This is a genomic window from Xylocopilactobacillus apicola (assembly GCF_033095985.1).
In the GTDB taxonomy this organism is placed as follows: domain Bacteria; phylum Bacillota; class Bacilli; order Lactobacillales; family Lactobacillaceae; genus Xylocopilactobacillus; species Xylocopilactobacillus apicola.
Genome location: NZ_AP026802.1, coordinates 2,102,781 through 2,129,778, shown reverse-complemented (window position 1 = coordinate 2,129,778; position 26,998 = coordinate 2,102,781). Strand labels below are relative to the sequence as shown.

Genomic DNA, 26,998 nt, shown 5'->3' with positions numbered 1-26,998 from the left:
AACCTTTAACAGTCGGCGTTATTTTTCTTTGCGAAATGATTTTGTGAATAACGAAATTAGTAGTGCGATTACCAAGAGGACGATCGGCAAAAGAAGTGCCGTGTGAACGCCGTCGGTAAATATTGCTTGCTTACTTGAAGCGTGGCTGTTGGTGCGTCCGATAACGAGGAAACTAGTTGCTAGGGCAGTACAAATTGCCCCAACGATCTGTTCCATCGTGTTCAAAATCGTGCTTCCATCTCCAGACTCTGGACCTTTCAAGGCGTTTAGCGCATGCGTTTGAGCAGGCGTCATCGCAAGAGGACAACCGATCATCATGATTACGTGGGCAGCAATTATTATGCCAATGTTAGTTTGGGCATTACTAATAAGAAGCATCCAAGCGCCGATCAAGGCGAGCAGGAAGCCAAGGCGTGTGAGCCACTTGGCTCCGAAATTATCGAATAAGCGCCCAGCAACAACTGAAACGATAGCGTTCATTAATCCGCCAGGCAGCATAATCATTCCCGTGAGGGCAACGGCGATGCCCAGACCGTTTTGCAGATACATCGGCAAGATGTACATTGCAGAGAGAATGATCCCAAAGTCAAGCATCACCATCAGTGCTCCGTCGCGAAAAGCGGGATTAGCAAAAATCTTCAGATTCAAAATTGGTTCGCTCAAATGAACTTGGCGGTAGCCGTAAATCCCAAGTGCTGCGATTGCAACGACGAAAAGTCCGAGAACTAGCGGCGATGCCCAACCATGATCACTTGCGAAGCTGACTGCCATGACGACGCTCGCAAAACCAATCACACTTGTTACGACTGAAAGAAGATCAACTTTTTGCTTGGTTAATTCGCCAACATTTTCAAGCGAACTCAGAGCAAAAATAAGCGCAATCACAAGAAATGGAACGAAAGACCAGAAAATCCAGTGCCAAGATAGCTTGGCGAGGATGAGACCAGTTAAAGTGGGACCAATTGCAGGGGCGAACATGATAACGAGCGCACACATTCCCATCGCAGTTCCGAGTTTTGAAGGCGGGAATACTTGCATTGCAACGGTAAACATTAAAGGCAACAGAAGGCCAGTTGCGATTCCTTGAACCATTCGGCCGATCAATAAAATGGTGAAATTAGGGGATAGAGCGGAAATTACGGAGCCGACAATAAAGTCGCACAAGCCAAAAATCACGATTTGGCGCGTGGTGAACCATTTGGTCAGAAGGCTATTTAGCGGTAAAATAACACCAATGATCAACATATAACCAGTGACGAGCCACTGGACGGTTCCGTTGGAGACATTTAGGTGTTCCATTAATTGGGGTAAAGCAATGTTAAGTGAAGTTTCACTAAACATGCCGACGAATACGCCGACGAGCATGCTTGCCATGGCGAGCGCCGGATGTTTAATAACAACTCTTGGTTTGTCAGCACTAACGGCTGGATTTTCATTCATATAAATTAAGACCTACTTCTAAAATTTTTTCAACAGTAGGTTACCTTATCAAAAATTTTCATTTTTCGTAAGTTTTTTCTGAAAATAATTAAATCATTTAGGAGGTTGTCAAGATGTTTTGTCCCGAAGAATTAACCAAACTCAAGATCCGTTTGGATACATTTCGTCCTTTGTCTAGAGCAGAGGTAATTCAGCTTGAAAAAAACGTTAGAATTGAGCATGTTTGGTCTTCGGCGGCTCTAGAAGGCAATACCTTGAGTAGATCAGAAACAGCGTCTATTGTTGAAAGCGGCTTGGGAGCTACAATCCATGGAAAAACAATTCGTGTAACGTTAGAAATTCTGGATCTAAATGAAGCGTATAGTTATATGCAGGATTTAGCCGATCGCAAGCAGCCTTTAACATTAAAGTTAATTCGAGATTTAAATCGACTTGTAACACTTCAAAGCGCTTCTGAAAAATCCGAAGCAGGCGTTTTTCGACAGATTGAAGGGTCTAGCTGAACATCCATACATTTCTCCTTTTATGATCGATGAGCAAATGGATGAACTAATAAAATGGAGCAAAGAAGTGCAATTGCAGTTGCATCCAGTTCAATATGTCGCTGAGCTGCATCAAAGGTTTGTGACGATTCATCCCTTTATTGATGGTAACGGGCGAACTGCACGGCTATTACTAAACTTTGCTTTGACTCAAGCTGGATATCCAGTAATTAGTGTTAGTCCCACTCCCGCCAAACGAGAAAAGTATCTAAATGCTTTGGAAGAGGCTAGAAATGGCAAACCCGATAAATTTCGAAATTTTATTTCTTCGATTGTTAAGTTTGCAATTGTATCAGAAACATTTAGAAGATGCGGGAAAATAGAATTGTAAAATCATTTTTTGCCTTTTAATTTTTGATATTTGATCTCATTTTTAAAAATTAACCATTATAATTAAAATAGGTATATTGTATTTTGCGAAGAAAACATGGGAGAAAATTTTAAAAAATGACATTTGTTCCAAAGAGAAAAAGAAGACTGCACGGATTGCCGAAGGTATTCTTGTATTCGACAACGTTATTATCGGTAGTTGGAGGATACGCGGCGCCAGCAGTTAATGTTTTGGCGGACGCGCAGGAGGCACCCAAGCCAATCGATAACCAACAGCCAAAAACAGAGGCAGCTCCACAGCTCAAAGGCCACGGAATAACTCCCCGTTCGGACTACACTTATCAAGTGAAGTATTATAACTTTGTCGATAATTCTTATGTGGGTGACGGCACGGCTACGACTCCATTGGGACCAGGAGGATCGACGGACTATCGAGATATTAGATGGACATTTCCGACTGAGACAGATTTAATGGGAAACGTCGGGCTTTGTCAATTGCCAAACAGTGTGACGACGCCTTTTAGTGCGCTCGTTAGAAAGTATAAAATGGACTTCCACTTTACTTGCGTTAATGCAGATGGAAGTCCTTTAAAGGATCGGCAAGGAAATGTTATACCAGTCGCTGATACCAAATTTGATCATATTTTGGAGTTCTCTCCTTCAAAATCGACCTATATAACAAGAGATGACTTGCCAGCGCATTTGAAGGCACGCTACCAAGTTGCTAATACTTTTAAGTATGATGCTTTAGCTAAGGGCAAAGGGCTCGACCAGACAATTAAGTTGCAGCAGGAATACAGCAACATCATCACATTCCAAGATATGTATACGGGACTAGATTTGCCCAATCCTGTAACGATTTGGGGCTTTGCCTCTGATCCGCAAATTGATTTGACCAACCCTAATTTGGTACCGGCAGGTTATGAAATAGCGCATGACAATTTCAAAAAGGTTACCATTACTAACACTAATGATTATCCAAAACGTGTTTACGTCCGCAAATTGATTACGAATCAAGTTCAGTTTGTTGATGTGAACGACTCTAACCGGGCAATTGGTGCTTCGCAGCAGGTGACGGGACCGCAAGGTAAAGATATCACTTCTGATAAGCTGTCCACTCAGCCAGAACATTACGGATATCGCTATCAAAATGGAAGTTTTCCAACTGGCAAAACTTTTGATCCTAGTGTATCGCAAATTCCAATCAATGTGGTGTTTGATCACAATATTACTAATCATATCCAATTTGTAACTCAGGCGAATCCCAACACTCCGGTGGCGCCAGCGACTGACATTCAAGGTCAGTTTGGCAAGCCAGTGACCCAAACGATCACTGCGCCGACGGGTTATCATTTGGTGACGCCAAATATCCAAAATAGCCTGAGATATTTAGCTGATGGGGAAAATATTAAAGTCTACGTTCAAGAAAATACGCAGGCGACTAATCATATCCAGTTTGTGGATAATGATGATCCGACGGTCAAAATTGGTCCATTGCAGGAAGTTCAAGGAATAGATGGGACTGCGATTCCAGCAAGTCAACTGAGTCATACTCCAAGCGAGTACGGTTACCGCTACGTTGGCGGTTCTTTTCCGTCGAATCTGAACTACGACAGCGTAAATGATGAACTTACCGTTCGAGTTGAGTACGATCATGACGTTACCAATCATGTTCATTTTGTCGATCAAGCTAATCCAGGCGACACTTTTGATACGTCGAAGACGGTTCAGGGCAAATACAAGACGAACGTTCCAGTGAGCACTATTAGCCTGCCTGCTGGGTATGAGCTTGACACTGGGAAGCCAACGCCGAAATTTGTCGCTGATAATGGCACCGTTGATGTTTATATCAAAAAATCTATTTTCACCAATGTTATTGATTTTACTTTGAATGGGGCGCCACTGCCACTTGTTTCCTCCCAGTCGGTCCAAGGTGCGCTCAATGATCCAATTACTATTGATCCAAACTGGATTCCGGGCACCTATGAGCTAAACGGGACGCCGAATTTGCGCATTATTGGAACTAATGGTCAGCATCAAACCGTTGATTTGAAATTGAAAACCCCGAATTCTCCGACGGTCACCAATAACATTAAATACGTTGACGAGGATGGCAATCAGATTGGCAGCAATGTGTCGATTCAAGGGACACTTGGCTCGACGATCCCTGGGATGACTTTGATCAACAATATTCCTGATTCGCATTATGAACTGGCAAATGGTCAAGGCAACCTCTCGATGGGAGCAAACGGGACGACGATCACCGTTAATCTTCAAGGCAAAACTTATAACAACACTGTTAGCTATATTAACGTCGCAGACAACACGCAAGTGGGGACTTCGGTTGCGATTTCGGGTCGTTACAAGCGAAGTGTGACCCAGCCGATTCAGGCTCCGACAGGCTATCATCTGCAAAATCAAAATATTGCCAGTACGCTGAAATACGGGGCAGAAGGCTATGAACACAAGATTAACGTGGTGGAAGATCAGATCACTTACACCAATATCATTGACTTCACGCTTTATGGCAATCCGACAAATATCGCAAGCAGCCAGACGGTCACAGGTTTAGTCAACTCAGCGATTACGATCGACCCAGCCTGGATTCCAAATGGCTATGAGATCAGAGGACCTATTCCGGCGCTAAGAATTGTCGGCTCAAATAATGTCCACCAAGTAATTGATTTGAAAAAGAAACCACCGGTTTCTGCAGCCGTTTCTAATATCATCAAATACGTTGATCCAAATGGTAATCAAGTTGGCGCAACAACGACAATCAACGGGCTATCAGGTTCAGTTATTCCAGCCAGCACTTTAGCTAGGTATATCCCTGATTCACATTATGAATTGGCAAGCAACCAAGGTGATGCCTTATTGGGAGCCGATGGCACAACGATTACGGTGCACGTGCAGGGCAGAACATATAACAACACAATTAGTTATATTGATGCCGCGACTAATAGAAAGGTTGGTTCTTCAACACCAGTAACAGGCCGTTATAAAGAGAGCGTAACGCAGACGATCCAGTCGCCGAGCGGGTATCATTTACAAAATGCAAACATCCAGAGCACTCTCACTTACGGTGTTGAGAATTTTGATATTAAAGTACCGGTGGTTGCTGACAATGCGCCACAGCCAAATCCGCCGCGCGATCGCAATTATATTCAGTTTGTAGTGAACGGACTTTATTATGGTAACAAAATAACGATTAACGGTCGGACTGGTGATAGCATTGACTTGCGTTCATATTTGCCGAGCGGTTACGAGTTGGAAGCGGGAGTTAATCCAATTGTTACTTTTGGGTTAAATGGGGCAAACCACTTCATTAACATTAAGAGGAAGGCGCCAGCTCCAGTGCCAAGTCCAAGTCCAAGTCCGTCGCCAAGCCCAACTCCTAGTCCAAGCCCGGTTCAAATTGTTAATTATATCCAGTTCACTTATAACGGAATTAACATCGGCGAGAAGATTCGAGTGAGTGCTCAAGCGGGTGGTCGGATTGATCTGCGCTCGATTTTGCCGGATGGCTATGAATTAGAAGACGGTGCTGATCCGTTTGTGACAGTCGGTCTTGACGGGAGCATTAAATACGTTCCAATTAAGAAGAAAGTAGCGCCTGCCATCGTGAACTATGTCCAGTTTACGGTTGATGGCACTAATTTGGGAACGCAAAATAAGATCGCTGGCAGTTTAGGAAGCACGGTTGACATTGCGTCCTTGATTCCAACAGGTTACGAGCTGGTCGACTCTAAGCAGGAGATCACAATTGCTGCAGATGGAACCGTTCATAAAGTAGCGCTGAAGAAAATCGCACCAGCGCAGGTTACTAACTTCGTCCAGTTCACAGTCGATGGCTTAAATCTGGGCGAGGCGAAAACTTTTAGCGGGGCACTTGGCAGCTCACTTGATTTCAAGTCAATGATTCCGGCGGGCTACGAGCTTGTTGACCCTGCTGCAATGCTTAAATTTGGCTTGGATCAGACTACTCACAGCGTAGCTTTGAAGAAAGTTGCTGCTGCCTCAGTTGATAATTATGTCCAGTTTACAATTGACGGGAAAAATTATAGCGTAGTAATCAAACGGACCGGCGCAATTGGCGATCCGATTGATATTACTCCTTGGATCCCAGCGGGCTACGAGCTGGCGGTGAAGGGAACTAAGATTAGTTTTGCAGCCGATGGAACAATTCATGAAGTGGCGATTGTGAAGGCGGCAACCCCAGAACCTGTAGCTTCAACGGTCACCAATTATATTCAGTTCATTGCAGATGGAGTGAGTTTGGGTGATCCAGTTGCAGTTGAAGGCGAAACGGGAACGACCGTTGATCTAGCAGCGTTAATTCCGACAGGTTATACGCTCGCCGATCCTGCGGGAACAATTATTATGGGTCTCGATCAGGTGACACATCAAGTAGAACTTAAGAAAATTGTCACTGATCCTGTGACGGTCACGCGGGTAGCGAAGCCTTATTCTAAGGTCGGGACTGCAACCAAATATGGCACTTTGCCACAGCTTGGCTCCAGCAAAGTAAACACAGTTCCACTTGGATTAATGAGCGTCGCCAGTGCAGGAGCATCGGCAGTGTGGCTCTCATCTAAGAAAAGAGCAAACAAGAAAAATTTAGCTTCCAAGAGATCTGTCGGAAGTAAATAAAAATAATCCTCCTGAAAATTCAGGGGGATTATTTAAATTGCTATGTAAACATTTGTACGATAGAATATAAAGTGTCGTAGATTTTGGAAGTTCATCACCCCTCAATGAAACCCAAAAACGGAGGTGATTGAACATGACAATTTTGAAACGGAGGAACGGCGCGCTGGAAACAGCGTCGATTATCGTGGCTGTAGGCATCTTGATCTTAAGAGTTGCTAAAGCATATGCGATAATCAAAAAAGCTAACCGCAAAGGTTAGCTCAACACCGTTCTTCCAAACTACGATTGAAGTCATTGGGATCGCCCTCCCGATGGCTTCTTTTCAATTTCAAGATAATTCTAACATTTAAGACGTGCGATTGCAAGCAGAACGTTTGTACGGTAGAATATAAAGTATCGTAGATTTTGGAAGTTCATCACCTCTCAATTAATCAAACAAACGGAGGTGATTGAACATGACAATCTTGAAACGGAGGAACGGCTCGCTGGAAACAGCAGCGATTATCGTGGCTGTAGGCATCTTGATCTTAAGAGTTGCCAAAGCCTACGCAATAATCAAAAAAGCTAACCGCAAAGGTTAGCTGAGTATCGTTCTTCCAAACTACGATTGAAGTCATGGGGAGTACCGTCCCGATGGCTTCTTTTCAATTTCAAGATAATTCTAACATTTAATATGAGCGATTGCAAGTCGAACATTTGTAGCGTAGCTGTAGAAGAGTTACCAAAGCCTACGCAACAATCAAAAAAGCTAACCGCAAAGGTTAGCTAGGTTTCGTTCTTCCAAACTACGATTGAAATCATTGGAATGGAAGTTCCCACATTTCATTACCCCTCAATGAATAAAACAACCAAAAACGGAGGTGATTGAACATGACAATTTTGAAATAGCGTTCTTCCAAACTACAATCGAAGTCATTGGGGTCACCCTCCCGATGGCTTCTTTTCAACCTTAGAACAAGCATAACATTTAAGACGTGTGATTGCAATCTTGCGAATGGCAACAAAAAAACGCCCAATGGCGTTTTCGTTCAGACTTGGTTATTTGTCGTCAGATTTCTTTTCAAACTTATCTTTAACGTCATCAACCACATCTTCAACTTTATCTTTTGCTTCGGATAATTTATCTTTAGCTTTACCCATCAAGCCTTCAGCTTTGCCCTCAGCTTCTTTAGACTTGCCTTGAACCTTATCCTTAGCTGCATCAAACTTATCATCTAAACTCATTTCAAAAACTCCTTTCGTTTTCTTGCCTACATTATGCGCTAGAAGTAAAAAAAAAGCAAATTATTTCATTTACTTTTTTTTGTAGTAGATCGAGGCTTTGATTGAAAATGATATGAATTATAAGAGAGCCCTAATTAATAATGCTTTTAAGTTATATCCAGCAATAAAAAAGAAATATTTGCAGCTAACTTACTGAGGACAGATAATTTGGTTGTGAGGTAAAAAATGAAAAAAATATTTCTACTATTATTGACGTTCGCTATTTTGTGTTTGCCAGTTAGCTCGGTGCAAGCAGCGAAAAAGCAGAAGCAAGAGACGCCGATCGTGCTGACGATCAAAGGCCATCGGTATCGCGCAGAGCTCAATCAGAGCGTTCCCGCTAAGCAGTTATTGAAGCGCCTCCCTTTGAAGCTGAAATTTCAAGCGCCAGCGCCAGGCATTGATGAGAAAATTGCCGATTTAAAGAAGCCACTCAGCACCAAAGGAACTCCGGTTGGAGCTGATCCCAATCCAGGGGACATTGCTTATTGGTCGCCAGATTCACGGTTGGTCCTTTATTGGGGCGATGTGTCTTACTTTGACGGGATCCATTTGTTGGGCAAGTTTAAGAAGTCAGATCGGGCTAAAGCCATTAAAGCTTTGCGGCAACAAAAAGGTGATCTCACGGTGCGAATTGCTAAAGGTTAAGAAATTTAAACCTGCCGAATTTAATTTTTTCGGTAGGTTTATTTTTTATGTGGATCGAAATCTGATATATGTTAAACTGTAGAGTCAGAGTAATAATGTATTAAAAAATATTATGAACTGCACAAATAATAATGATTAAAGGAGATACTACCTTGAGTTTAAAAAATACGTTTGGAATCGGATTGTTGGGATTAACGTGCCCACTTGTTTTGATGAGCCAGCAGGTTAAAGCAGACAATGTAGCACCAGCTACAGAGGCAATTAGCAGTGAGGCAAAACCTCAGGATCTAAATAGAATTTCGATTGGAAATTTTGGAGCAAGTTTAATCAAAAGTGGTACTTGGGGAACTAGTAAATGGGATTATGTTCAAGATGGCAATGATTACGTCTTGAAATTTCATGCTGGAACTTTGGCCGAAGGATCAATTTGTAATATTAACTATAACGATGACAGGAGTAAGTTGACCCGAATTGAATTTGATAAAGACGTTGTGGCGGCCGAAGATTCTTCAAAATTATTTAATGGGTTAAGTAGATTAAAGAAGATTGATGGTTTAAATAATCTTGACACCACTAACGTAACTAGTATGGCAAGCATGTTTGCGGGTTGTGCCTCACTAACTACATTGGATCTAAGTAATTTTAAAACATCTAATGTTAGAAGAATGTCAGATATGTTTAGTGGTTGCCAAAGCTTGATGAGTTTGGACCTAAGTAGTTTTAACACTGCTAGAGTTTCAAATATGCATGGAATGTTTGCTTTTTGCTATTTTTTAGAGAATTTGTCTTTAAAGAATTTCAATACAACAAAAGTGGTTGATATGGCATATATGTTTCATAGATGTAATTATTTAACTGAATTAGACCTAAGCAGCTTTAACACATCAAATGTTACGAATATGGAATCGATGTTTTTTGACTGCAATACTTTAACTAGTCTAGATTTAAAGAGTTTTAAGCTTACTAAGTTAAACAATATGAGTTACATGTTTCGTGGATGCGATAATTTAACTAGTTTGGATATTCGAAACTTTGATAAAGCACTTAATTCTTTTGACAACATATTTGCGGGTGCAATTAATTTGAATCATATTGTTTTAGGCCCAAGAACACGTTGGGGAAGCAATGTATATTTGCCTGTTCCTGAAGTAGGGACTGAAATTCCGGGGACCGATAAGGTAGTAGCTTCTCAAACTTGGGTGGCAACTAAAGGGTATAGCAAAGGTAGTAAATACACTCCTCAACAATTGGTTTCTTTAACGGGTCGTGATCAAGTGACCACTTACGACTGGGATTCTGGATCAAATGATATCGAACCAGACTATTTGTATGAGTACAAAACAATCACAAGAACTATTAATCTTCACCAACCTGATTATTCGGTTAAGACCGACAAACAAGAGGCTAAGATTCAAAGAACAGTTTCGGTTAATCCGGATGGTTCTTTAGAACATGGCCCGTGGTCAACGAGTCAGTGGGAGCAATACAATGTTCCAGTGATTCCAGGTTATGAAGCGACACAAACTAGCGTTCCTGTTCAAACAATTAATGAATCAACCAACGACAGTTCAGTGGATGTTTACTACGATTTAATAGAACGATTGGTTTTGATTAAATATTTTAATGGGGATCAGCAAGTTGGCGAGCAAAGGTACGTTGGATATATCGATGACGTAATCATTCCTCGTTATCGTGCACCGCGCGGTTACGATATTATCAGTAACCCACAAGCGTTAATAACGGTTGATGGCACTAACAATCAAGTAATTAAAGTAAATGTTAAGCCACACACAAATTAAAATAGATAAATGAACTCTTGTACGTTAAACCTGCCGAATTTAATTTTTTCGGTAGGTTTATTTTTTATGTAGATCGAAATCCAATATATGTTAAACTATAGAGTCAGAGTAATAATGTATTAAAAATTATTATGAACTGCACAAATAATAATGATTAAAGGAGATACTACCTTGAGTTTAAAAAATACGTTTGGAATCGGATTGTTGGGATTAACGTGCCCACTTGTTTTGATGAGTCAGCAGGTTAAAGCAGACAATGTAGCACCAGCTACAGAGGCAATTAGCAGTGAGGCAAAACCTCAGGATCTAAATAGAATTTCGATTGGCAACTTTAAAGTAACCACGCTCAAAAGTGGCACTTGGGGAACCAGTAATTGGGAGTATGTTCAAGATGGCAATGATTATGTCTTGAAAATTCATGCGGGGACACTTCCTGAAGGGTCAATTAAGGATATTGACAGCAGTATCTATATGGCCGGACTTTCCAGAATTGAATTCGATACAGACGTTGTTGCGGCTGAAAATTCTTCAAATCTGTTTAGTGGGTTAAGTGGATTAAGGGAGATTGTGGGCCTAGATAACCTTGATACCACTAACGTTGACAATATGTCAGGCATGTTTAATGGCTGTTATTCATTAACAGATATGGATTTAAGCGATTTTAATACTACAAATGTCACTGATATGTCAAAGATGTTCTATGGTTGTGGTTCGTTAGTAGACATTGATGTTAGTAATTTTGACACTAGTAACGTTACATCAATGGTTAGCATGTTTGAAAATTGTGGTAATGCGTCCATTATTGATGTAAGTAATTTTAATACTAGTAAAGTTCGCGATATGTATGGAATGTTTTCTGGATGTGCTTCGTTGTCAAGTATCGATGTTACTGGCTTTAATACTGCTAGGGTTAGAGGTATGAGCAAAATGTTTTACAGATGTGCTTTGTTGTCAAGCATCGATGTAAGTAGTTTTAATACTGCTAAAGTATCAAGTATGTATGCAATGTTTTCTGGATGTTCAACTTTAGAAAATTTGTCTTTAAAGAATTTTAAGACTTCCAGAGTGACTGAACTTAGTGAAATGTTTTCAGGGTGTGTGTATTTAAGCGATTTGGATTTAAGCAGTTTTAATACTATAAACGTGACAAGTATGAATGGTATGTTTTCTAGGTGTTCATCATTGACTAAACTTAATTTAAGTAACTTTAACACAGTGAATGTAATAAATATGAATCAAATGTTTTATGGATGCAATTCACTAAGCAGCTTAGATCTTAGTTCTTTCAAGACTTTTAAGGTTAGGGACATGGATTATATGTTTTCCTCGTGTACATCTTTGACTAGCTTAGATTTAAGAAACTTCGACACCTCTAACGCCGTAAAGAAGGGAACTTTTTCTGGTACATGGAAACTCAATCATTTAGTTTTAGGTCCTAGAACTGATTTGGGTTACCCAGGTTCTTTACCAACCCCACCAAAAGGAACTAAAATTCCGGGAACCAACAAAGTTGTGACTTCGCAAAATTGGGTAGCAACCAGTGGCTACAGCCAGGGCAGCAAATATTCTTCTGTTCAGTTAGCTAATTTAACGGGTCGTGATCAGGTGACTACTTATGATTGGGATACTGAAATTGATAATAGCGAGATTACTAACAATATTGAGTACAAAACAATCACAAGAACGATCAATCTTCATCAACCCGATTACACGGTGAAAGCTGATAAGCAAGCGGTTAAGATTCAAAGAATCGTTACCAATAACGCTGACGGCACGACAACGTACGGTCCTTGGTCAACGAGTCAGTGGGATCAGTACAATGTTCCAGTGCTTCCAGGTTATGAGGCGACTCAAACCAGCATTCCTGCTCAAGCAATCGACGAATCGACCAGCGACATTGCGGTTGACATCTACTATGATGTAGTTCAAAGATTCGTCGCCGTTCAGTACTTCAATGGCGACCAAATGATTGAAGAACAGAAATATATGGGCTTTATCGATGACGTAATCATTCCTCGTTATCATGCGCCGCGCGGCTACGATATTATCGGCACGCCGCCAGCAACTATTACCATTGATGGCACTAACAATCAAGTAATTAAAGTAAATGTTAAGCCACACGCTGAATAAAATCGAAAACGCTGAACCTCAGCGTTTTTTTTTGAGCAAAAAAATAGACGTGCCAGCGTCTATCTTTACTCATATGAATAACTTTCTGTTATGGATTAATCCTAGAATAACTTTCAAAATCTGTCAACAACTTCTAAAACAGCTTTGCGCTTTGTTCATCGTAAGGACCATCGCCTTGGAAGGTGGCCCGTACCATAATTCGGTCAACCTCGCCCTCGGTTGGGGAGGCACAAGTGATCAGCGTCAGGGTGACTTCTCCTTTACTATCGTAAATCCAATTTACATCTGTCTTATTAATAATCTTCTTGTAGTACACCTTGTACTTATAAACACGCTTCATGTTAGTGAGGTAGATATAATCACCGTTGGAAACATTCTTAAGAGGAGAGAATAGTACGCCTTGGTTGGTCATGTAGTGACCCGCCAGTGCGTAATTGCCCTTGCCCATTTCTTGATCAGCTTTCATCGTGCCAGCGCCAAGCGACAAGTTATAATTGTCAAGCCCCTTTAGAACGGGCAGCTTCAAGCCGACAGAAGGAATCGACATCTTTCCGATTGTCGGCGCTTCTTGACCTTTGATCATCGTCATCGTGACGGTGCTGGCGCTGAGAGCTTTCACCTGCTTAAAATCATAGGTAGCCTTCGCATTCTTGGCTTTTTGAATTTGCTCACGATTTATTTTCTTCATTGTATTGTTGGTCATCTGTTCAATTGAGTACACTTTAAGTTGCTCATTAAAGATTAAGACCAAGCCCAAAATAAGCATTATAAAAATTAGGATATTAATAACCCAATTTAAGCGACGTCTTTTTTTTATCAATTTGTTTCTCCTATGCGCTTATTTTAACATAGAGATTATTAATCGCCGAGCAAGAATTCAAAAAGTTTTTTCTAATCGCTGCATTTTAACGTTGTTTGCTTTGTTCATCTTCCTTTAGAAAATTGGCGGCAGCGGGCAGTTTGATTCTTTCAGCCTTGAAGTGGCGCCGATTGCCAGCAAGTTGAATGCCATAACTCTGTCCCGCTTCAAATCTCGGGGAAATCAGAATGCGCTCTCGGGCATCGTCGTCATTTATTTGAAACACCGCAACTTCCCTTTCCTGTTCATCGAGCACTTTAACGAGCGTGCCAGGTTTCAAGTTGGCAGGCAGCCGAATCCCAGTCGCCACGTCGGATCGTTTCACTTCTTGCGGTCGATCAATGAAGAAAGTTTGACCCTGAACGCGAATGACGACGGGCATTTTGCTCACGGCGGACACGTTAATGGCGCTAAAAGTTGTTGCGCCAGTGAAAGTAATAATTGCACTAGTAATGGTTAAGATTCTCTTTAATGAGTTCATTTTCTAATTCCTCGCTATTAATTTTGTTGACTTAATCATCATAGCCAATAATTTCTAAGAAATAATGAACGAAAAAGTACGATCATTTAAATTTTCGGTGTTGAAAATCTAGGCATGGTAAAATAAAAGACAGAATTATGACCAAGAGAGGGTAAAAATGAGTAATTTGTTTGAAGTCGATCCGTGGCATTTAATAACGAATAAATGGGACGAAACTGGCGATTATCAAAAAGCTTTAACGCTTACTAATTCAGTGATGGAGCTTGATGGGAGCTTTGAAGAGCAGCCCACATTTGTGAAATTACAAAATATTTGGAACAGTCGAGCAGCTGATACAGCTTGCGGCTATGAAGGTTATCAGCCAGGATTTCTCGATCTTAAGAAAATTGAAATTTATTTGAACGACCAGCCGATCAATTGGCAGGAAGACGAGATTAGCGATTTTATAATTGATCTTGATCTGCATCAAGGGCTCTTGACTCGCTCATTCGTAGTAACTCGCAGTAATTTAAAAGTTCGGCTGCAGTTTGAGCGCTTCTTAAGCGTTGCGATGCCAGATTTATTGACTGAACGTGTCAAATTGGAAAATTTGGGTTCGAGACCAAGCGAAGTTGAGATTCATGCGAGCCTGGATTCTTATCAGAATGAAGCGACCGTCGACCCAGAGTGGGAGATCTTATCGACGACAACTGAGCGGTCAATGGGATCGATGCTCATGATCATGCGAGCTAATCAGTTTGGCACGCCACGCTTTATGGCGGGCGCGGAGGCACATCATTTGACGAGCTTGCGGGCAGTTGTCAATCCTGAATATTCAAATTATCGGGCAGAAAATTGGTTTCGAGGCACGCTCCAGCCAGCTGAGTCGACTTTCTTTGAGAAGCGAGTTGTTGTTGCCACGTCGCTTAAGTATTCGTCCGATCACGAAATCAGCGCACAATTGGCAGCACGCAGCAATGAGATGGACAACTTCGCTTTTGAAGATCTGCTGGCAATCAATGCCGATGCTTGGGCGAAAAAATATGAGAAAACCGATCTGGTGATCACCGGCAATGATCAGCTCCAACAAATTGTGCGGGCAGATAATTATCGGTTTTTGGCGAATTTGGCGGTTCTCACTCCGCAAAGTTGGCTAAATGATGCTTTTGTTGTGCCAGCCTTGTTAGAGACCGGTCAATCAGATGCAGCGCTTGAGCTATTAAACTTGCGAGCTAAGCAGCTGCCGCTTATGATGGAGAACGCCAAGTTGACTGGCTCAGTGGGTGCTTTCTTGCCTGAGGTGACCTTTGATGGGCACGAAAATTCGAGTGAACAGGCGCTATTTAGCGTTCATCGCAGCGCAGCACTGGTATTTGCGATCGCACAATATGTGAACTTTACAGATGATCAAGCGTGGCTTCAAAGCACGGGAAAAGAATTGTTGGTTGCGATCGCTAATTTCTGGCATTATCGTGCGCAGTACGCCGAGAATCGCCAGAAGTACGTGATCTTAAGTGTCACTGGACCAGACGAATATGAATTCAATGTCAACAATAATTGGCTGACCAATTACATGCTCCAGTGGGATTTGAATTATATCCTGGCGACGATTCCTGAGGAGTTCGATGAAGAATTGACCGCTGAGCTGCAGGATTTGGCAGCCAAGATTGAATTGCCTGAATCAGACAAAATCAAATTGCAGGACGACGGATTCAGCCAAAAAGATTTGAATCTGACAGCCGAGAAGCTTACGATCTTTGATCAGCCAGTTGAAGAGAAGTGGACGCTCGATCGCTTGGGACGTGCGCCAATTGCTGAGCAGCCGGATGTTTTCTGGGCGTTCTATTATGCACCACAGGGATTTAAAACGGCAGAAATTAAAGAAAATTATAATTTCTATCAGAAATATCTCGTGCACGCAACTGAAATTTCACGAAATTTAACAGCAATGACTGCTGCTTTGGCAGGAGAACTTGGGCAGTCAATCGAATTGCTACAAGCCAATAATGAGCACTTCGAGGCAATTACGATGAGTAAAGCAGCGTCGACACGCCTTGCGATCACGCACGGACTCTTAGGTCTAGCGGTTAAGGATGGCATGCTCGCACTGGAACCGCAACTGCCAGAGGAGCTGCTTAGTTATCAAGTCCCAGTGGTATTTCAAGGGCGAACGTTAGAAATCAGAGTAGAATCGAATTCTTGCACGATTTCTATTAAAGAGGGCGCAAATTTGACAATTTTATTTAATGGAAAAGAAGAATCCTTGTCTGACGGGGCTTTAGCTGAATTTCCACTCAAATAAATTCAAAAAACAAAAATTGTTTATTAAATTCTGGTTTAATAAATGAACTTTGGTTGTTATAATTTACTTGTGACAATAAATCAATGAGGGGAGGCACTCGATGATTTTCACTAAGAAAGCATCCATTAGAATGCGTAAGATCATTGTTGCTGGAACCCTGGTTTTTGGTTTAACCGCCTTTACTGTTACGAAGAGTAGTTTCGCGAAATCTCTTCTTAATGATAAAGATGCTCAGAATGTAACAGGCAGTTATAGTACGAAAAATGATGACTCTACGATATTAGTTAAAGTCGATAACTCGAAGCACTATGACCAGCCCAAGACAGATGAAGTGCCAAAGATGCCAACAGGCGAGGGAGGAGTTCAAGTGCAGAATACTAGCACTGGTACTTTACCTCAGACCTCTGATGGTATTAACACAGCACTACCAATTATTGGAGCAACATTGATTGTCGGATCTTTTGGTTTGTTAGTCACTAAGAAGAAATACGATCTTCTTTAGTAAAAAGGCAAAAAAAACAAAAAAATTATTTGTTTTTGAAGTCTAAACATTGAGATTAGTGATATGATTCTTAATGTAAGTTGTTTAACGTAAGTAAGTACTTACGAATATTATATTTCTCATTTGGGAGGAGAATACAATGAATTTTAATAAAAAATCTTTATTAGCTACTGCTGGCGTATTAGCTGGCGTAATGGCACCTGTTTCATCAGTATTTGCAGCTGGTGGATATGATTCTGCTGGAACATCAGCAGATAGTGGTCAAACTTTACCAGTTTTCACTTCGAACAGTCAAAATGCTAGTACTGGTACTGCTAAGGCTTGGTCAGTTGCATCTGTTGTTGTCAAGACAGGATTCTTGCAATTAAACCGGGTACCTAACCTTAACTTCATGAGTTCATTTGAAGGTGGAACGACTAACTTGTATGATAATACTCAAGGTGGTCCAGGTTCAGCTGGTCAGGATTACGATGGTAGTACTAATAACCCGGATGGATTCCTCGAAGTAATGGATTCACGTAAAAGTAGTGGTAACGGCGGTGGTAACGGCGGTGGCGTTAACGCTGCTAAAACTCCTATTGGTGGTTGGAAGTTACAAGTTTCATTAGGTGAATTTAAAAATGGTAATGGAACTGATGGTGGTGCTGGATCTGCTTGGGTTTTGAAGTTAAACCGTGGCGCAGCTGCACAAAAAGTTGTAGATACTGGCACACAGAGTTTCGTACCTGCTACTGGTTTTGTGGCTTCTAATGCTGCTCCAACAGGTTCAGGACCTACAGCAAGTCCTATTACAGTTGAATCAGGTACTGCTGGTAATGGTACTGCAGTTGATGTTTGGGTTGCAGCTGCTGGTACAGGTGCTGGAACGACTCAAGCTCTTTATCACACTGCTCAAACTGCAAGTTTGAAGATTCCGGCAGGAGTAGCTGATGGATCTTACTCAGCTCCAATTACTTGGACTTTAACTGCTAGTGTTTAATAGCTAATTAAAAGAATTTGATCAACGAAAGTTGGTCTTTTTTTGTGTTTTGATCATTTCCAGATATTACTGAATAAGCGAAATAATTTATATTATAAAACTGAATATAATGATAATATTAGTAGTTTTATTCAGTTCGGTTTTCCTTTTTTATGAAGTATGGTACTATTTGATAGTAAAATAGATAAAGGAAGATATAAATGAACAAAAGATTAATTTTAAGTGTTTCCGTAGCGGGCTTGATGTGCCCGTTGGCGTTGATGAATCGTGAAGTTAAAGCTGATACGGTTCCGGATAAAGTAGTGGGGGAAAGCCAAGAGAATTTGGCTCCCAAAGTTGATACCAAGGGAATATCAATTGGTAATTTTTCAACAGTGCTCTTGAAAAGTGGGACTTGGGGAACTACCAAATGGGATTATTTCCAAAACGGAAATGACTATATTTTGAGATTTCATGCTGGTACTTTACCAAAAGATCCGATTGTTAGCATGGCGGCTTATCCTATTTCTGTAAGTAGTATAACTAAGATACAGTTCGATCCTGGCGTTGTTGCGCCAGAAGACTCATCGAATTTATTTTGTAATCTAAACTGGTTAACAGAGATTGACGGATTAGAAAATTTAGATACTTCAAATACTACAAATATGTCAAAGATGTTTATGGGATGTGCGTCGTTATTTAGTTTTGATTTTAGTGAAATGAATACTTCCAATGTAACGGATATGAGTAGAATGTTTGAAGGTTGTAATTCGCTTTACGATCTTAATCTTGATAGCTTTGATACGTCAAAAGTAACCAATATGGAATCTATGTTCAAAGACAGTTTGTTACTAACTGATTTATCCTTAAAGAATTTTAATACGAGTCAAGTAACTAATTTTTCTAAGATGTTTTATAACTGTCCCAATCTCTCTAGTTTAGACCTAAGTAGTTTTAGTGTGCCTCAAGCCGATGATTTGAGTGATATGTTTTCGGGTTGTACAAATTTATCTAATATTAATTTAAGTGGGTTTGGCGAGACAAAATCTGCTGACCTGAGTAATATGTTTTTTGGATGTTCAAGTTTAGCTAGTCTTGATTTAAGTAAATTTAGTGCTCCGAAAGCAACTAACATGAGTAATATGTTTGGCAATTGCTCGAATTTATCTGACATCGATTTAAGTAATTTCCATACAGATCGAGCGGGTCACATGGAAAACATGTTTAATGGGTGTGCTAATTTAGCTTCACTCGATTTAAGCAGTTTTAATACCCGTCGAGTAACTAGTATGGACAGTATGTTTAAAGACTGTAGTAAATTGAAGCAAATAGATTTAAGCAGCTTTAATACGCTATATGTTAAATCGATGAGTCGCATGTTTTCTGGATGCAAATCGATATCTCAGTTGAATTTACAGAAATTTAATACAATGAATGTTCTTGAGATGAATCAGATGTTTTTCGATTGTACTTCTTTGACCAGCCTTGATTTAAGCAATTTCAAGACTCCAAAATTGAAACAAACGTGGGAGATGTTTAAAAACTGTTCATCGCTTAGAAGTTTGGATTTAAGTAATCTATATACAAAGGTGATTACCCAATATGGAATGGACAATATGTTTGATAATACACCCGACTTAAATCATTTAGTTTTAGGTCCTGGATTTTCTTTCAATAACAAGAATCTTTTGAAAGAAGTGCCAGCTAAAGGAACGAAAATACCTGGAACTAATAGAATTGTTAATACTTCAACCTGGGTTGCAACTAAAGGGTATCAACAAGGCTGGAAATATACCTCTTACGATTTATGTATCAATGTGTGGGGTGTTAGAGATCAAATTACCACCTATGATTGGGATAGCGATACAGATATCTCAGTTGAAGTTAGGGAAGTAACCCGGACAATCAATCTCCATCAAGTAGATAACATTGTAAACAGTATTAAGCAAACTGCTAAAATACAACGGACAGTTACAATTAACGCTGATGGCTCAAAGACATATAGCGAATGGTCTAAAGCACAATGGGACCAATATGATGTGCCAAAGGTTTTAGGTTGTGCAGCAACGCAAGACAGTGTTCAAACTCAAACTGTTGATGGTAGTACTGCAGATAGTACGATTGATATTTACTATGATTACGTCCAAACTACGGTTGAGATTCAATATTCAGCAGATGGCAGAACCGTTGGAACTCAGAAATATATGGGTTACCTGGGCGATGTGATTAATGTCCGTTATCGGGTTCCACGTGGTTATGAAATAATTGGAACACCGCCAACAACTATTACAGTTGACGGAAGTGAGAATCAAGTCATTACGATTAACGTCAAATTGCAAAAAAATTAGAATCAAAGGAAGCTGAACTCAGGAGATATAATTTGAAAAAAGATAGAAGTAGATTAGTGATTTTAAGTGCACCCTTAATATTGGGCTGTGGCTTAGGATTAGCTAGTCAAGAAGTAAAGGCTGATTCATCAGTAGATTCGCTCAATAGCGTTCAAAAATCTGCAAGTACTCTCGGGACTCGAAGTGAGACCATTATTAATAGCGGAGTATGGGGAACAAGTAAGTGGGAGTACGTCCAAAGTAACGGTCAGTACATCTTGCGTTTTCATGCTGGAAAGCTAGGAACTGGCGGAATTAGAAATATAGGCTTTAGTACCGATTATAATAAGCTAAATAAAATTCAATTTGACCCAGGAGTAGTTGCTGCAAGTGATTCGTCTTCGTTGTTTGCAGAACTTCGGCAGTTAACGCAAATTGAAGGCTTAAATAATTTGAACACTTCTAAAGTAACCAATATGAGTAATATGTTTGCACGTTGTTATTCGTTGAATAATTTAGATTTAAGTTCTTTTGACACGTCCCGTGTTACTGACATGAGTTCAATGTTTATAGGTTGTTACTGGTTATCGAGCTTAGACTTGCGATCTTTTGATACATCACGAGTGGTTGACATGAGTAATATGTTTAAGGCAATGAATTACTTGCATTCATTAAACATTAGTAGGTTTAACACTTCAAATGTTCAAAATATGTCTGGCATGTTTTACGGCTGCGGTGGTGTAGTAAATTTAGACGTTAGCAGTTTCGATACTTCTAAAGTAACCGATATGAGTTATATGTTTTATGGTTGCGGCAATATATATCAAACAACTATCGATCTTAAAAATTTCAATACATCCAAAGTCACAGATATGAGTTATATGTTTTCACATTGTTCCTACTTGACAGATTTAAATCTTAATAGTTTTGATACCTCCAATGTTACTAATATGATTTCCATGTTTTATAATTGTACAAGACTGAGAAATTTAGATATCACAAGTTTTGATACATCTAAAGTAACAAATATGTCTGGGTTATTTGCTATATGTAGTAGTTTAGTTAATTTAAACTTGAAAAACTTAAACACCTCTAAAGTTACTAATATGGGTTCAATGTTTGCAATGTGTAGTTCATTGACCGAGCTAGATTTGAGAAATTTTTCAACCTCTGAAGTAAGAGTCATGGAATCGATGTTTAATGGATGCTCTAATTTGTCGAAGATTGACGTCAGCAGTTTTGATACATCTAATTCAGGAAATATGGCTTCGATGTTTAGCAAGTGCTCTTCCCTAAAAGAATTAAATTTGAGTAATTTTGATACCTCAAGAGTAGTTACTACAGGTGAAATGTTTGGAAATTGTACTAATTTGGAGTCACTTGATATTAGGAATTTTACCATCAATGGAAGAGCACAAATGTTTAATTATTCGGTGTTTTTTAAAGTAAATAAATTGAAGCATTTGGTCTTAGGTTCTAGCTTTATTTTCGTTGGTTATGATCCATCCCAATATCCTTCTAAACAACTTTCTGTTCCCGAACCAGGAGCTAAAATTCCAGGAACCGATCGAGTTGTTGCTTCTTCCAATTGGGTTGCTACTAGTGGTTATCAGCAAGGAACCAAGTATTCTGCTAAAGAAATGATGACTTTATATCGCAATCAGGTCACTACATATGAATGGGATTCAAAACCAGATGATTCGATTGAAACTAAAGAAGTAACTCGCACGATTAATCTTCACTATGCTGATGATTCATTAAAGAGTATTAAGCAAACTGCTAAAGTTCAGCGGTTGGTGACAACTAACGCTGATGGCTCAAAGACATATGGTGAATGGTCTAAAGCACAATGGGACCAATATGATGTCCCAAAAGTTTTAGGTTGTGCAGCAACGCAAGATAGTGTTCCTGCTCAAACTGTTGATGGTGAGATATCAGATAGCACAGTTGACATATATTACGATTATGTTGAACAAACTGTTATGGTTCAATACGTTTCTGGCAATGAAGTGGTCGGAACCCAGAAATACATGGGATATCTTGATGACGTTATTACTCCACGTTATCGAGTTCCACGTGGGTACGAAATAATTGGGACACCGCCAACAACAATTACAGTTGATGGAAGTGAGAATCAAGTCATTACGATTAACGTCAAATTGAAAAACTCTTAAGATTGCTTATTCGATGCTCATCTGTTTAGTTCGTTAAACTGATGAGTGTTTTTTGTTCATAGTTAAAATCTTCCAAAGAATCAAACTTTTTTTTTCCATTATTAATTCTCCTTCATTTTTTCCTGTGCTATGATATGGGAAGTTAAAAATTCGGAGGTCTTTGTGTTGTTAAAAATACAAGCAAATAATAAATTCAAAAAAATGATCATATCGATCTTAATGCTCCTAGTGACAACAGGTGCTGCTTTGAGCGCACCGTTTAATCAAGCTGTGGTTAATGCTGCCAATCCAACATCAGCTGATTTTGTTGTTGAACCATATTTTGAACAGAATGCGTCTGCGGGAGCTGATAAGGACGCTCATCCTGATAATTTATGGTTTAACAATGTTAAACCGGGTTCCGAGGTGCAGGCAACAATTTTAATTACTAATAAGTCCAAAACACCACGAACTTTTAAGATTTCCGCTTATACGGCGTCAACTAATATAACTGGCGGATTAGCTTATGATGTGGTAAAACCACAAATGGATTCCAGTCAAAAAGTTAATTTCAGATCTTTATTTAAAAACAATGATGTTAATGTTAAGGTGCCAGGTGCAGAAACTAACCAGGGACAAGTTGCGGTTTCTTTAGTAGCGAAAATTCCTGAAGGTGATTACAAAGGAACGGTAATGGGTGGTTTCAATGTTTTTGCTTTCGATCCAACTGAAAAGCAAAAAAGAAGCAAACCTCAATCATTAATAAATTTGCTTATGTAATTCCAGTTATCTTTAATATTAATTCAACAGTTTATGATGAAACCAGCGCTAAACAAGCTTTGAAACTTGGTAATGTAGTTCCTAAGGTTAAATTTATTGGGCGTGATACAGAAGGTAACGTCAATGTTAATATTCACAACACCAAGCCGGGGCTGATCTCTAATTTCAGAACCAATGTCGTGATTACAAAGAAGGGTAGTAATAAAGTAGAGGCAACTTCTGATACTGAAGGAAACCAAATGGCGCCCAATTCAATTTGGAATTATCCAGTTAAGTGGGGGAATTCGAGGATGGACGCAGGAACTTATCATCTTACAGCTAAGATTAAAGTTGATGGTCGTGCACCAGGTAAAGATACTACCCCTGTGTCTAAGAAGTATGATTTTAAGATGGAGAAAGATTTTACCATTACGAGCGCTCAATCAGCTCAGTTAAATCGCCAGATGGGCATTAAACCAAATTACACTTGGCTTTGGATTACTTTGGGAGTTCTTGGAGTACTTCTTTTGATCTTAGCAGTTTGGTATTTAGCTCGGCGCACTAAAAAGAAAAATTCTGTTTAACAATGGATTTCCTGAGTTTAGCTGACGCTGAATTCAGGTTTTTTCTTAAAGAGAGGGAAATGAATAATGGAATGTCCTAATTGTGGAAAGATAATTCCCAAGGAAAGTTCTGCCTGCCCCTTCTGTCTCTTCTCGCTTAAAGAATGGAAGTCGGGCAAGATCATGTTCAATGATCGAGGTGAAGCAATTCCTAAATATGTGCCTGACGCTGAACAGTCGCCTCAGGTGCCGGAAATAGAAGAGCCTCCAGTTAGTGAGCATTCTTTTCCACGTCGAGGTAATAACAGTCCAAAGAATCACGTAGCACAGCCCGAGCCGCCGCAAGAGGCTCCCGTGGTGCCGAAGATTGAAAGTCCGACTCCGCCAAAGGCAATTCAGAACACGCCTTCACAGACGGGGCATGTTGCTCGAGCTGATCGAATTCAAGAAGCAGCGGCTAGCAAGAGAAATTCAAATGCGCAGAATTTTAGTACGCCAACTGAGAATTATTCTGCTGATGAAGGTCCCGTTGATGATATAACAAATGTCAGTTTTGAAGAAGTTCCTAAGAAGAAGCACAAGGTTGCACGCTTTATTGTTACTGTGATTTTTGCTTTATTGCTGGTTTTGCTGGCAATTTTTGCTTTTAGATTTTTCCAAGGAGCATCGCTTGGCGGTAAAGAAGTGGATGTCAGTGAGCTGCAGGACACCAAGGTGAAATTCGTTAGGGGCGTGGATCAGAAGACGGCACTTAACACGCCGAAGAAATTGACGCTGACTTTTAACGGTTCATATCAGAAATCGATTCCGGTGCAGAATCTGGTGGTTCTTGCTGATGGTAAGCCAGTCGAGTTCAAGACTGACGAGAAGCAAGTGGAATTCAGCAAGCACGAATACAAATTGACGGGCGAAGTTTCGGGTTTGGAGAAGTTTGAGAATAATTTTTCGGTGCGGATTATGAGCGATCAGAAGAATATTTTGTATCAAAGCTCGACTACTAAGCTGACTTTTCCATTTGATTTGGCCGGGACTGCTTGGAAGGTAAAGTATCGAAGCGACGTCAAGAGTCCTGGCAAGACTTTGTCGATTTATTTCTTGAACGATCGGACTTATGAGGAGACGATTGAGACCGAATCTGTTAAGTACGCCGATACGAATAATGTGAAGAAGTGGGAGCATGGTGCGGTTACGGGCACGATTGTTCAGGGCACGTCGGACGACGGCAGTATTCGTTATTTGACCAATCCGCAATCGTTTGTCGAGACGCAGTACCTTTCTAGCTATAAGAAGGGCAAGGAGCCAATTACGCGTCTCAAGTATCAATCGGGTCAGGTGCCGGAAGATTTGAACGACTATCGGCACGAGATTCGTTTGAAGAATGATCGGCTGTACTTCTTTTTGCCAGGAGCAAATGAGAATCTCAAGACTCAGGTTTTCCTTTTTGAAGAGATTAGGCCGCGCGACGTAGAGGCTTTCTCCAAGATTAATGACAAGCCGCAGATCAAGCAAGCGGGATTAACTTCAAACCCTGCGGTGGCAAGCGATATTCGGCGCCGGATTTTGCAGAAATTTATTGACCAGCTTAACTATACGCCGACTGATGAGAATCTGCCGCACTTTAATACGATCTTTTATGATTCGCCAAACGGAGAGCAGACGACCGGCTTAATTACGTATTTCAATGAGGGCAAAGATAATAATTTGATGAAATTTATTCTTTACCGCAACGGTCGACTGAATGTTTATCCGTTGAATTCCGGCTTTGAGGTGCCCAAGGCTTACACGTTAAATATTTATAAAGATATCAAGAGTGATAACTATAAAAAGTTACCTGATTTTAAAAAGTAATCTTTTAGAAAGTGTTGTTGAATTTGGATTCGAATGAAATGAACAGGCATCATTATCGCCGTGAGAATAATTCCAAGCCATCCAAAAAGCGCTCAAAAGATTTAGCGCAGAATCCACTTAGCCCCAAAGTTTATGTTCCGTTGCTGATTTTCGGGATTTTGGTAGTGATTTATGCGTTTTGGAATCCTTTCAGTGCGCCTGCGTTAACGCTTGGTGGCAAAGAGGCAAAATTAGCAGACTTTAATCATTTAAAGGTTACTGTTGTGGCTGATGGCAGCGAGCCTGCCAAATCTGGTGCGCGCAAGGTCAAAATTGCTTTTTCCGGTGCGCAAGCCAAAGAACCCATCTCGGTGAAAGATAATTTGATGATTATCAGCAATCACGGGGTGCTAAATTTTAAAACGAACGACAAGTACGTTGATCTGAGCACGGGCAAGGACACGATTTCAGGTCTTGTGTACGGAGTGAAGCTGCCGACCGATCACATTGCGGTTCAAGTTTTCTCTGACCAGCAAAAGCTTCTTAAGCAGACGCCTTTTCAGCCGGTGACTTTTCCTTTAGAGATTAAGAATCTCTATTTACAAGGTGCGATACAGAAGTCTGCGGATCAGCCGAAGATAGAGGTCGGGATTTATCTGAAGAACAACAATCGTTACGAGGACAACGCTTTGTGGGATCAAGTCGATGAAAAGTCGAAGCAGAATCAAAATGTGCTGAACGTTTCGAATGGCGGCATTGAGACGACGATCAAGAACACTTCGATTCGCTACAAGTTGACGCCTGACGAGGTGATTCAGACGACTTTTTACACGACGTCGACGAAGAAGTCGCAAGTCGTGACCGAGCTTAAGCGTTACGTTGACGGTGAGCCGATTCCAAAGAAGCTGCGGTTCACCTGGGAGATCGAGTTTAAGGATCAGAAGTATTCGCTGATTTATCAAGACGACACGGGCAAGATGCAAAAGGCAGCTTTGAAAGAGGCGAAGACTGGCAATTTTGAGACTTTTGCTAAGGCGCGCGAGATTCCCGATCCAGCTCCGCCGACCACGACGGTCAAGCAGCCGGATTCAGCTGCGAGCACTAGTTCGTCGTCTGCCGCCTCAAGTTCAGCGCCGACAACGAGCACTTTGCAGTCGACGGCGAGTACGGAAGTTCAGCACCGTGTGTTGGCGCTTTTGATCAAGCATTGGCCGACGCCGCTCAATCAGAGTCAGACGAAGCTTTTCACTCTGACCTCAAACAACACCGGCGGCAATTACACCGGCGTGATCACTTACACGTACACGACCAATAATCAGATTAATCGCATCGACGTTATGAACTACGATTTAAAGAACGACGGCGCAATCACCTATAAGTCGATTTCGCAGTATTCGCCGAGTGATTTTACGGGCAACATCTTTTCTGATGTTACAAACGATATGTTGAATAATTATTTTAGCGAATGAGTGCAATTTAATTGCGC

At 40.6% G+C, this 26,998-nt stretch carries 21 protein-coding genes; 17 read left to right on the top strand and 4 right to left on the bottom strand.

Features of this window, described 5'->3' with window-relative positions; genetic code table 11:
* Positions 1-18 precede the first annotated feature (18 nt).
* Positions 19-1,440 (bottom strand): DHA2 family efflux MFS transporter permease subunit, encoded by a 1,422-nt coding sequence (locus R8495_RS10540; protein ID WP_317635414.1) that lies wholly within the window; start codon positions 1,438-1,440, stop codon positions 19-21.
* 113 nt (positions 1,441-1,553) lie between these two features.
* Here R8495_RS10540 and R8495_RS10535 point away from each other — a divergent pair, with 113 nt between their 5' ends.
* From R8495_RS10535 to R8495_RS10515, 5 genes are all read left to right on the top strand, one after another.
* Positions 1,554-1,943, top strand: coding sequence for a Fic family protein (locus R8495_RS10535; protein WP_317635413.1), 390 nt, complete (start codon positions 1,554-1,556; stop codon positions 1,941-1,943).
* A complete protein-coding gene (locus R8495_RS10530; protein WP_317635412.1) occupies positions 1,927-2,313 on the top strand; it encodes a Fic family protein in 387 nt (128 codons plus the stop codon). The genes R8495_RS10535 and R8495_RS10530 overlap by 17 nt, the downstream gene beginning before the upstream one ends.
* A 116-nt stretch (positions 2,314-2,429) precedes the next feature.
* A complete protein-coding gene (locus tag R8495_RS10525) occupies positions 2,430-6,962 on the top strand; it encodes a MucBP domain-containing protein (protein ID WP_317635411.1) in 4,533 nt (1,510 codons plus the stop codon).
* Positions 6,963-7,095: 133 nt separating this feature from the next.
* Positions 7,096-7,221, top strand: coding sequence for a hypothetical protein (locus R8495_RS10520; RefSeq protein WP_317635410.1), 126 nt, complete (start codon positions 7,096-7,098; stop codon positions 7,219-7,221).
* 196 nt (positions 7,222-7,417) lie between these two features.
* Complete coding sequence (locus R8495_RS10515; RefSeq protein WP_317635409.1) at positions 7,418-7,543, top strand: hypothetical protein; 126 nt, start codon at positions 7,418-7,420, stop codon at positions 7,541-7,543.
* Positions 7,544-8,000: 457 nt separating this feature from the next.
* Here R8495_RS10515 and R8495_RS10510 read toward each other — a convergent pair whose 3' ends face one another.
* On the bottom strand, positions 8,001-8,186 hold the full coding sequence (locus R8495_RS10510; protein ID WP_317635408.1) for a CsbD family protein: 186 nt from the start codon (positions 8,184-8,186) through the stop codon (positions 8,001-8,003).
* A gap of 225 nt (positions 8,187-8,411) precedes the next feature.
* On the opposite strand from R8495_RS10510, the gene R8495_RS10505 reads away from it, so the two are divergent.
* The 3 genes from R8495_RS10505 to R8495_RS10495 all read left to right on the top strand — a co-directional run bounded on the left by R8495_RS10505 (position 8,412) and on the right by R8495_RS10495 (position 12,802).
* On the top strand, positions 8,412-8,873 hold the full coding sequence (locus R8495_RS10505; RefSeq protein WP_317635407.1) for a cyclophilin-like fold protein: 462 nt from the start codon (positions 8,412-8,414) through the stop codon (positions 8,871-8,873).
* A gap of 152 nt (positions 8,874-9,025) precedes the next feature.
* Positions 9,026-10,672, top strand: coding sequence for a BspA family leucine-rich repeat surface protein (locus R8495_RS10500; RefSeq protein WP_317635406.1), 1,647 nt, complete (start codon positions 9,026-9,028; stop codon positions 10,670-10,672).
* A gap of 171 nt (positions 10,673-10,843) precedes the next feature.
* Entirely contained in the window at positions 10,844-12,802 is a 1,959-nt protein-coding gene (locus R8495_RS10495) for a BspA family leucine-rich repeat surface protein (protein ID WP_317635405.1), read from the top strand.
* A 133-nt stretch (positions 12,803-12,935) separates the two neighbouring features.
* Here the strand turns inward: R8495_RS10495 and R8495_RS10490 are convergent, their stop codons facing one another.
* Both R8495_RS10490 and R8495_RS10485 read right to left on the bottom strand, forming a co-directional pair.
* Positions 12,936-13,622: a class A sortase gene (locus R8495_RS10490; protein WP_317635404.1), complete on the bottom strand. Its 687-nt coding sequence runs from the start codon at positions 13,620-13,622 to the stop codon at positions 12,936-12,938.
* 85 nt (positions 13,623-13,707) lie between these two features.
* Positions 13,708-14,142, bottom strand: coding sequence for a hypothetical protein (locus R8495_RS10485; protein WP_317635403.1), 435 nt, complete (start codon positions 14,140-14,142; stop codon positions 13,708-13,710).
* A 157-nt stretch (positions 14,143-14,299) separates the two neighbouring features.
* Between R8495_RS10485 and R8495_RS10480 the strand changes: the two genes are divergently transcribed.
* The 9 genes from R8495_RS10480 (at position 14,300) to R8495_RS10440 (ending at position 26,981) form a co-directional block, all read left to right on the top strand.
* The gene (locus R8495_RS10480; protein WP_317635402.1) at positions 14,300-16,423 is read left to right on the top strand and encodes a glycosyl hydrolase family 65 domain-containing protein; all 2,124 of its coding nucleotides are present in this window, start codon (positions 14,300-14,302) and stop codon (positions 16,421-16,423) included.
* A gap of 100 nt (positions 16,424-16,523) precedes the next feature.
* A complete protein-coding gene (locus R8495_RS10475; RefSeq protein ID WP_317635401.1) occupies positions 16,524-16,925 on the top strand; it encodes an LPXTG cell wall anchor domain-containing protein in 402 nt (133 codons plus the stop codon).
* A 139-nt stretch (positions 16,926-17,064) separates the two neighbouring features.
* On the top strand, positions 17,065-17,904 hold the full coding sequence (locus R8495_RS10470; protein ID WP_317635400.1) for a WxL domain-containing protein: 840 nt from the start codon (positions 17,065-17,067) through the stop codon (positions 17,902-17,904).
* A 200-nt stretch (positions 17,905-18,104) separates the two neighbouring features.
* Entirely contained in the window at positions 18,105-20,231 is a 2,127-nt protein-coding gene (locus tag R8495_RS10465; RefSeq protein ID WP_317635399.1) for a BspA family leucine-rich repeat surface protein, read from the top strand.
* 32 nt (positions 20,232-20,263) lie between these two features.
* Positions 20,264-22,384: a BspA family leucine-rich repeat surface protein gene (locus R8495_RS10460; RefSeq protein WP_317635398.1), complete on the top strand. Its 2,121-nt coding sequence runs from the start codon at positions 20,264-20,266 to the stop codon at positions 22,382-22,384.
* A 165-nt stretch (positions 22,385-22,549) separates the two neighbouring features.
* A complete protein-coding gene (locus R8495_RS10455) occupies positions 22,550-23,143 on the top strand; it encodes a WxL protein peptidoglycan domain-containing protein (RefSeq protein ID WP_317635397.1) in 594 nt (197 codons plus the stop codon).
* Positions 23,119-23,706 carry a DUF3324 domain-containing protein gene (locus R8495_RS10450; RefSeq protein WP_317636631.1) on the top strand — a complete coding sequence of 196 codons (588 nt, stop codon included), beginning with the start codon at positions 23,119-23,121 and terminating at the stop codon, positions 23,704-23,706. The genes R8495_RS10455 and R8495_RS10450 overlap by 25 nt, the downstream gene beginning before the upstream one ends.
* 66 nt (positions 23,707-23,772) lie before the next feature.
* Positions 23,773-25,533: a hypothetical protein gene (locus R8495_RS10445; protein ID WP_317635396.1), complete on the top strand. Its 1,761-nt coding sequence runs from the start codon at positions 23,773-23,775 to the stop codon at positions 25,531-25,533.
* A 38-nt stretch (positions 25,534-25,571) separates the two neighbouring features.
* Entirely contained in the window at positions 25,572-26,981 is a 1,410-nt protein-coding gene (locus tag R8495_RS10440) for a hypothetical protein (protein ID WP_317635395.1), read from the top strand.
* Positions 26,982-26,998: the final 17 nt, after the last annotated feature.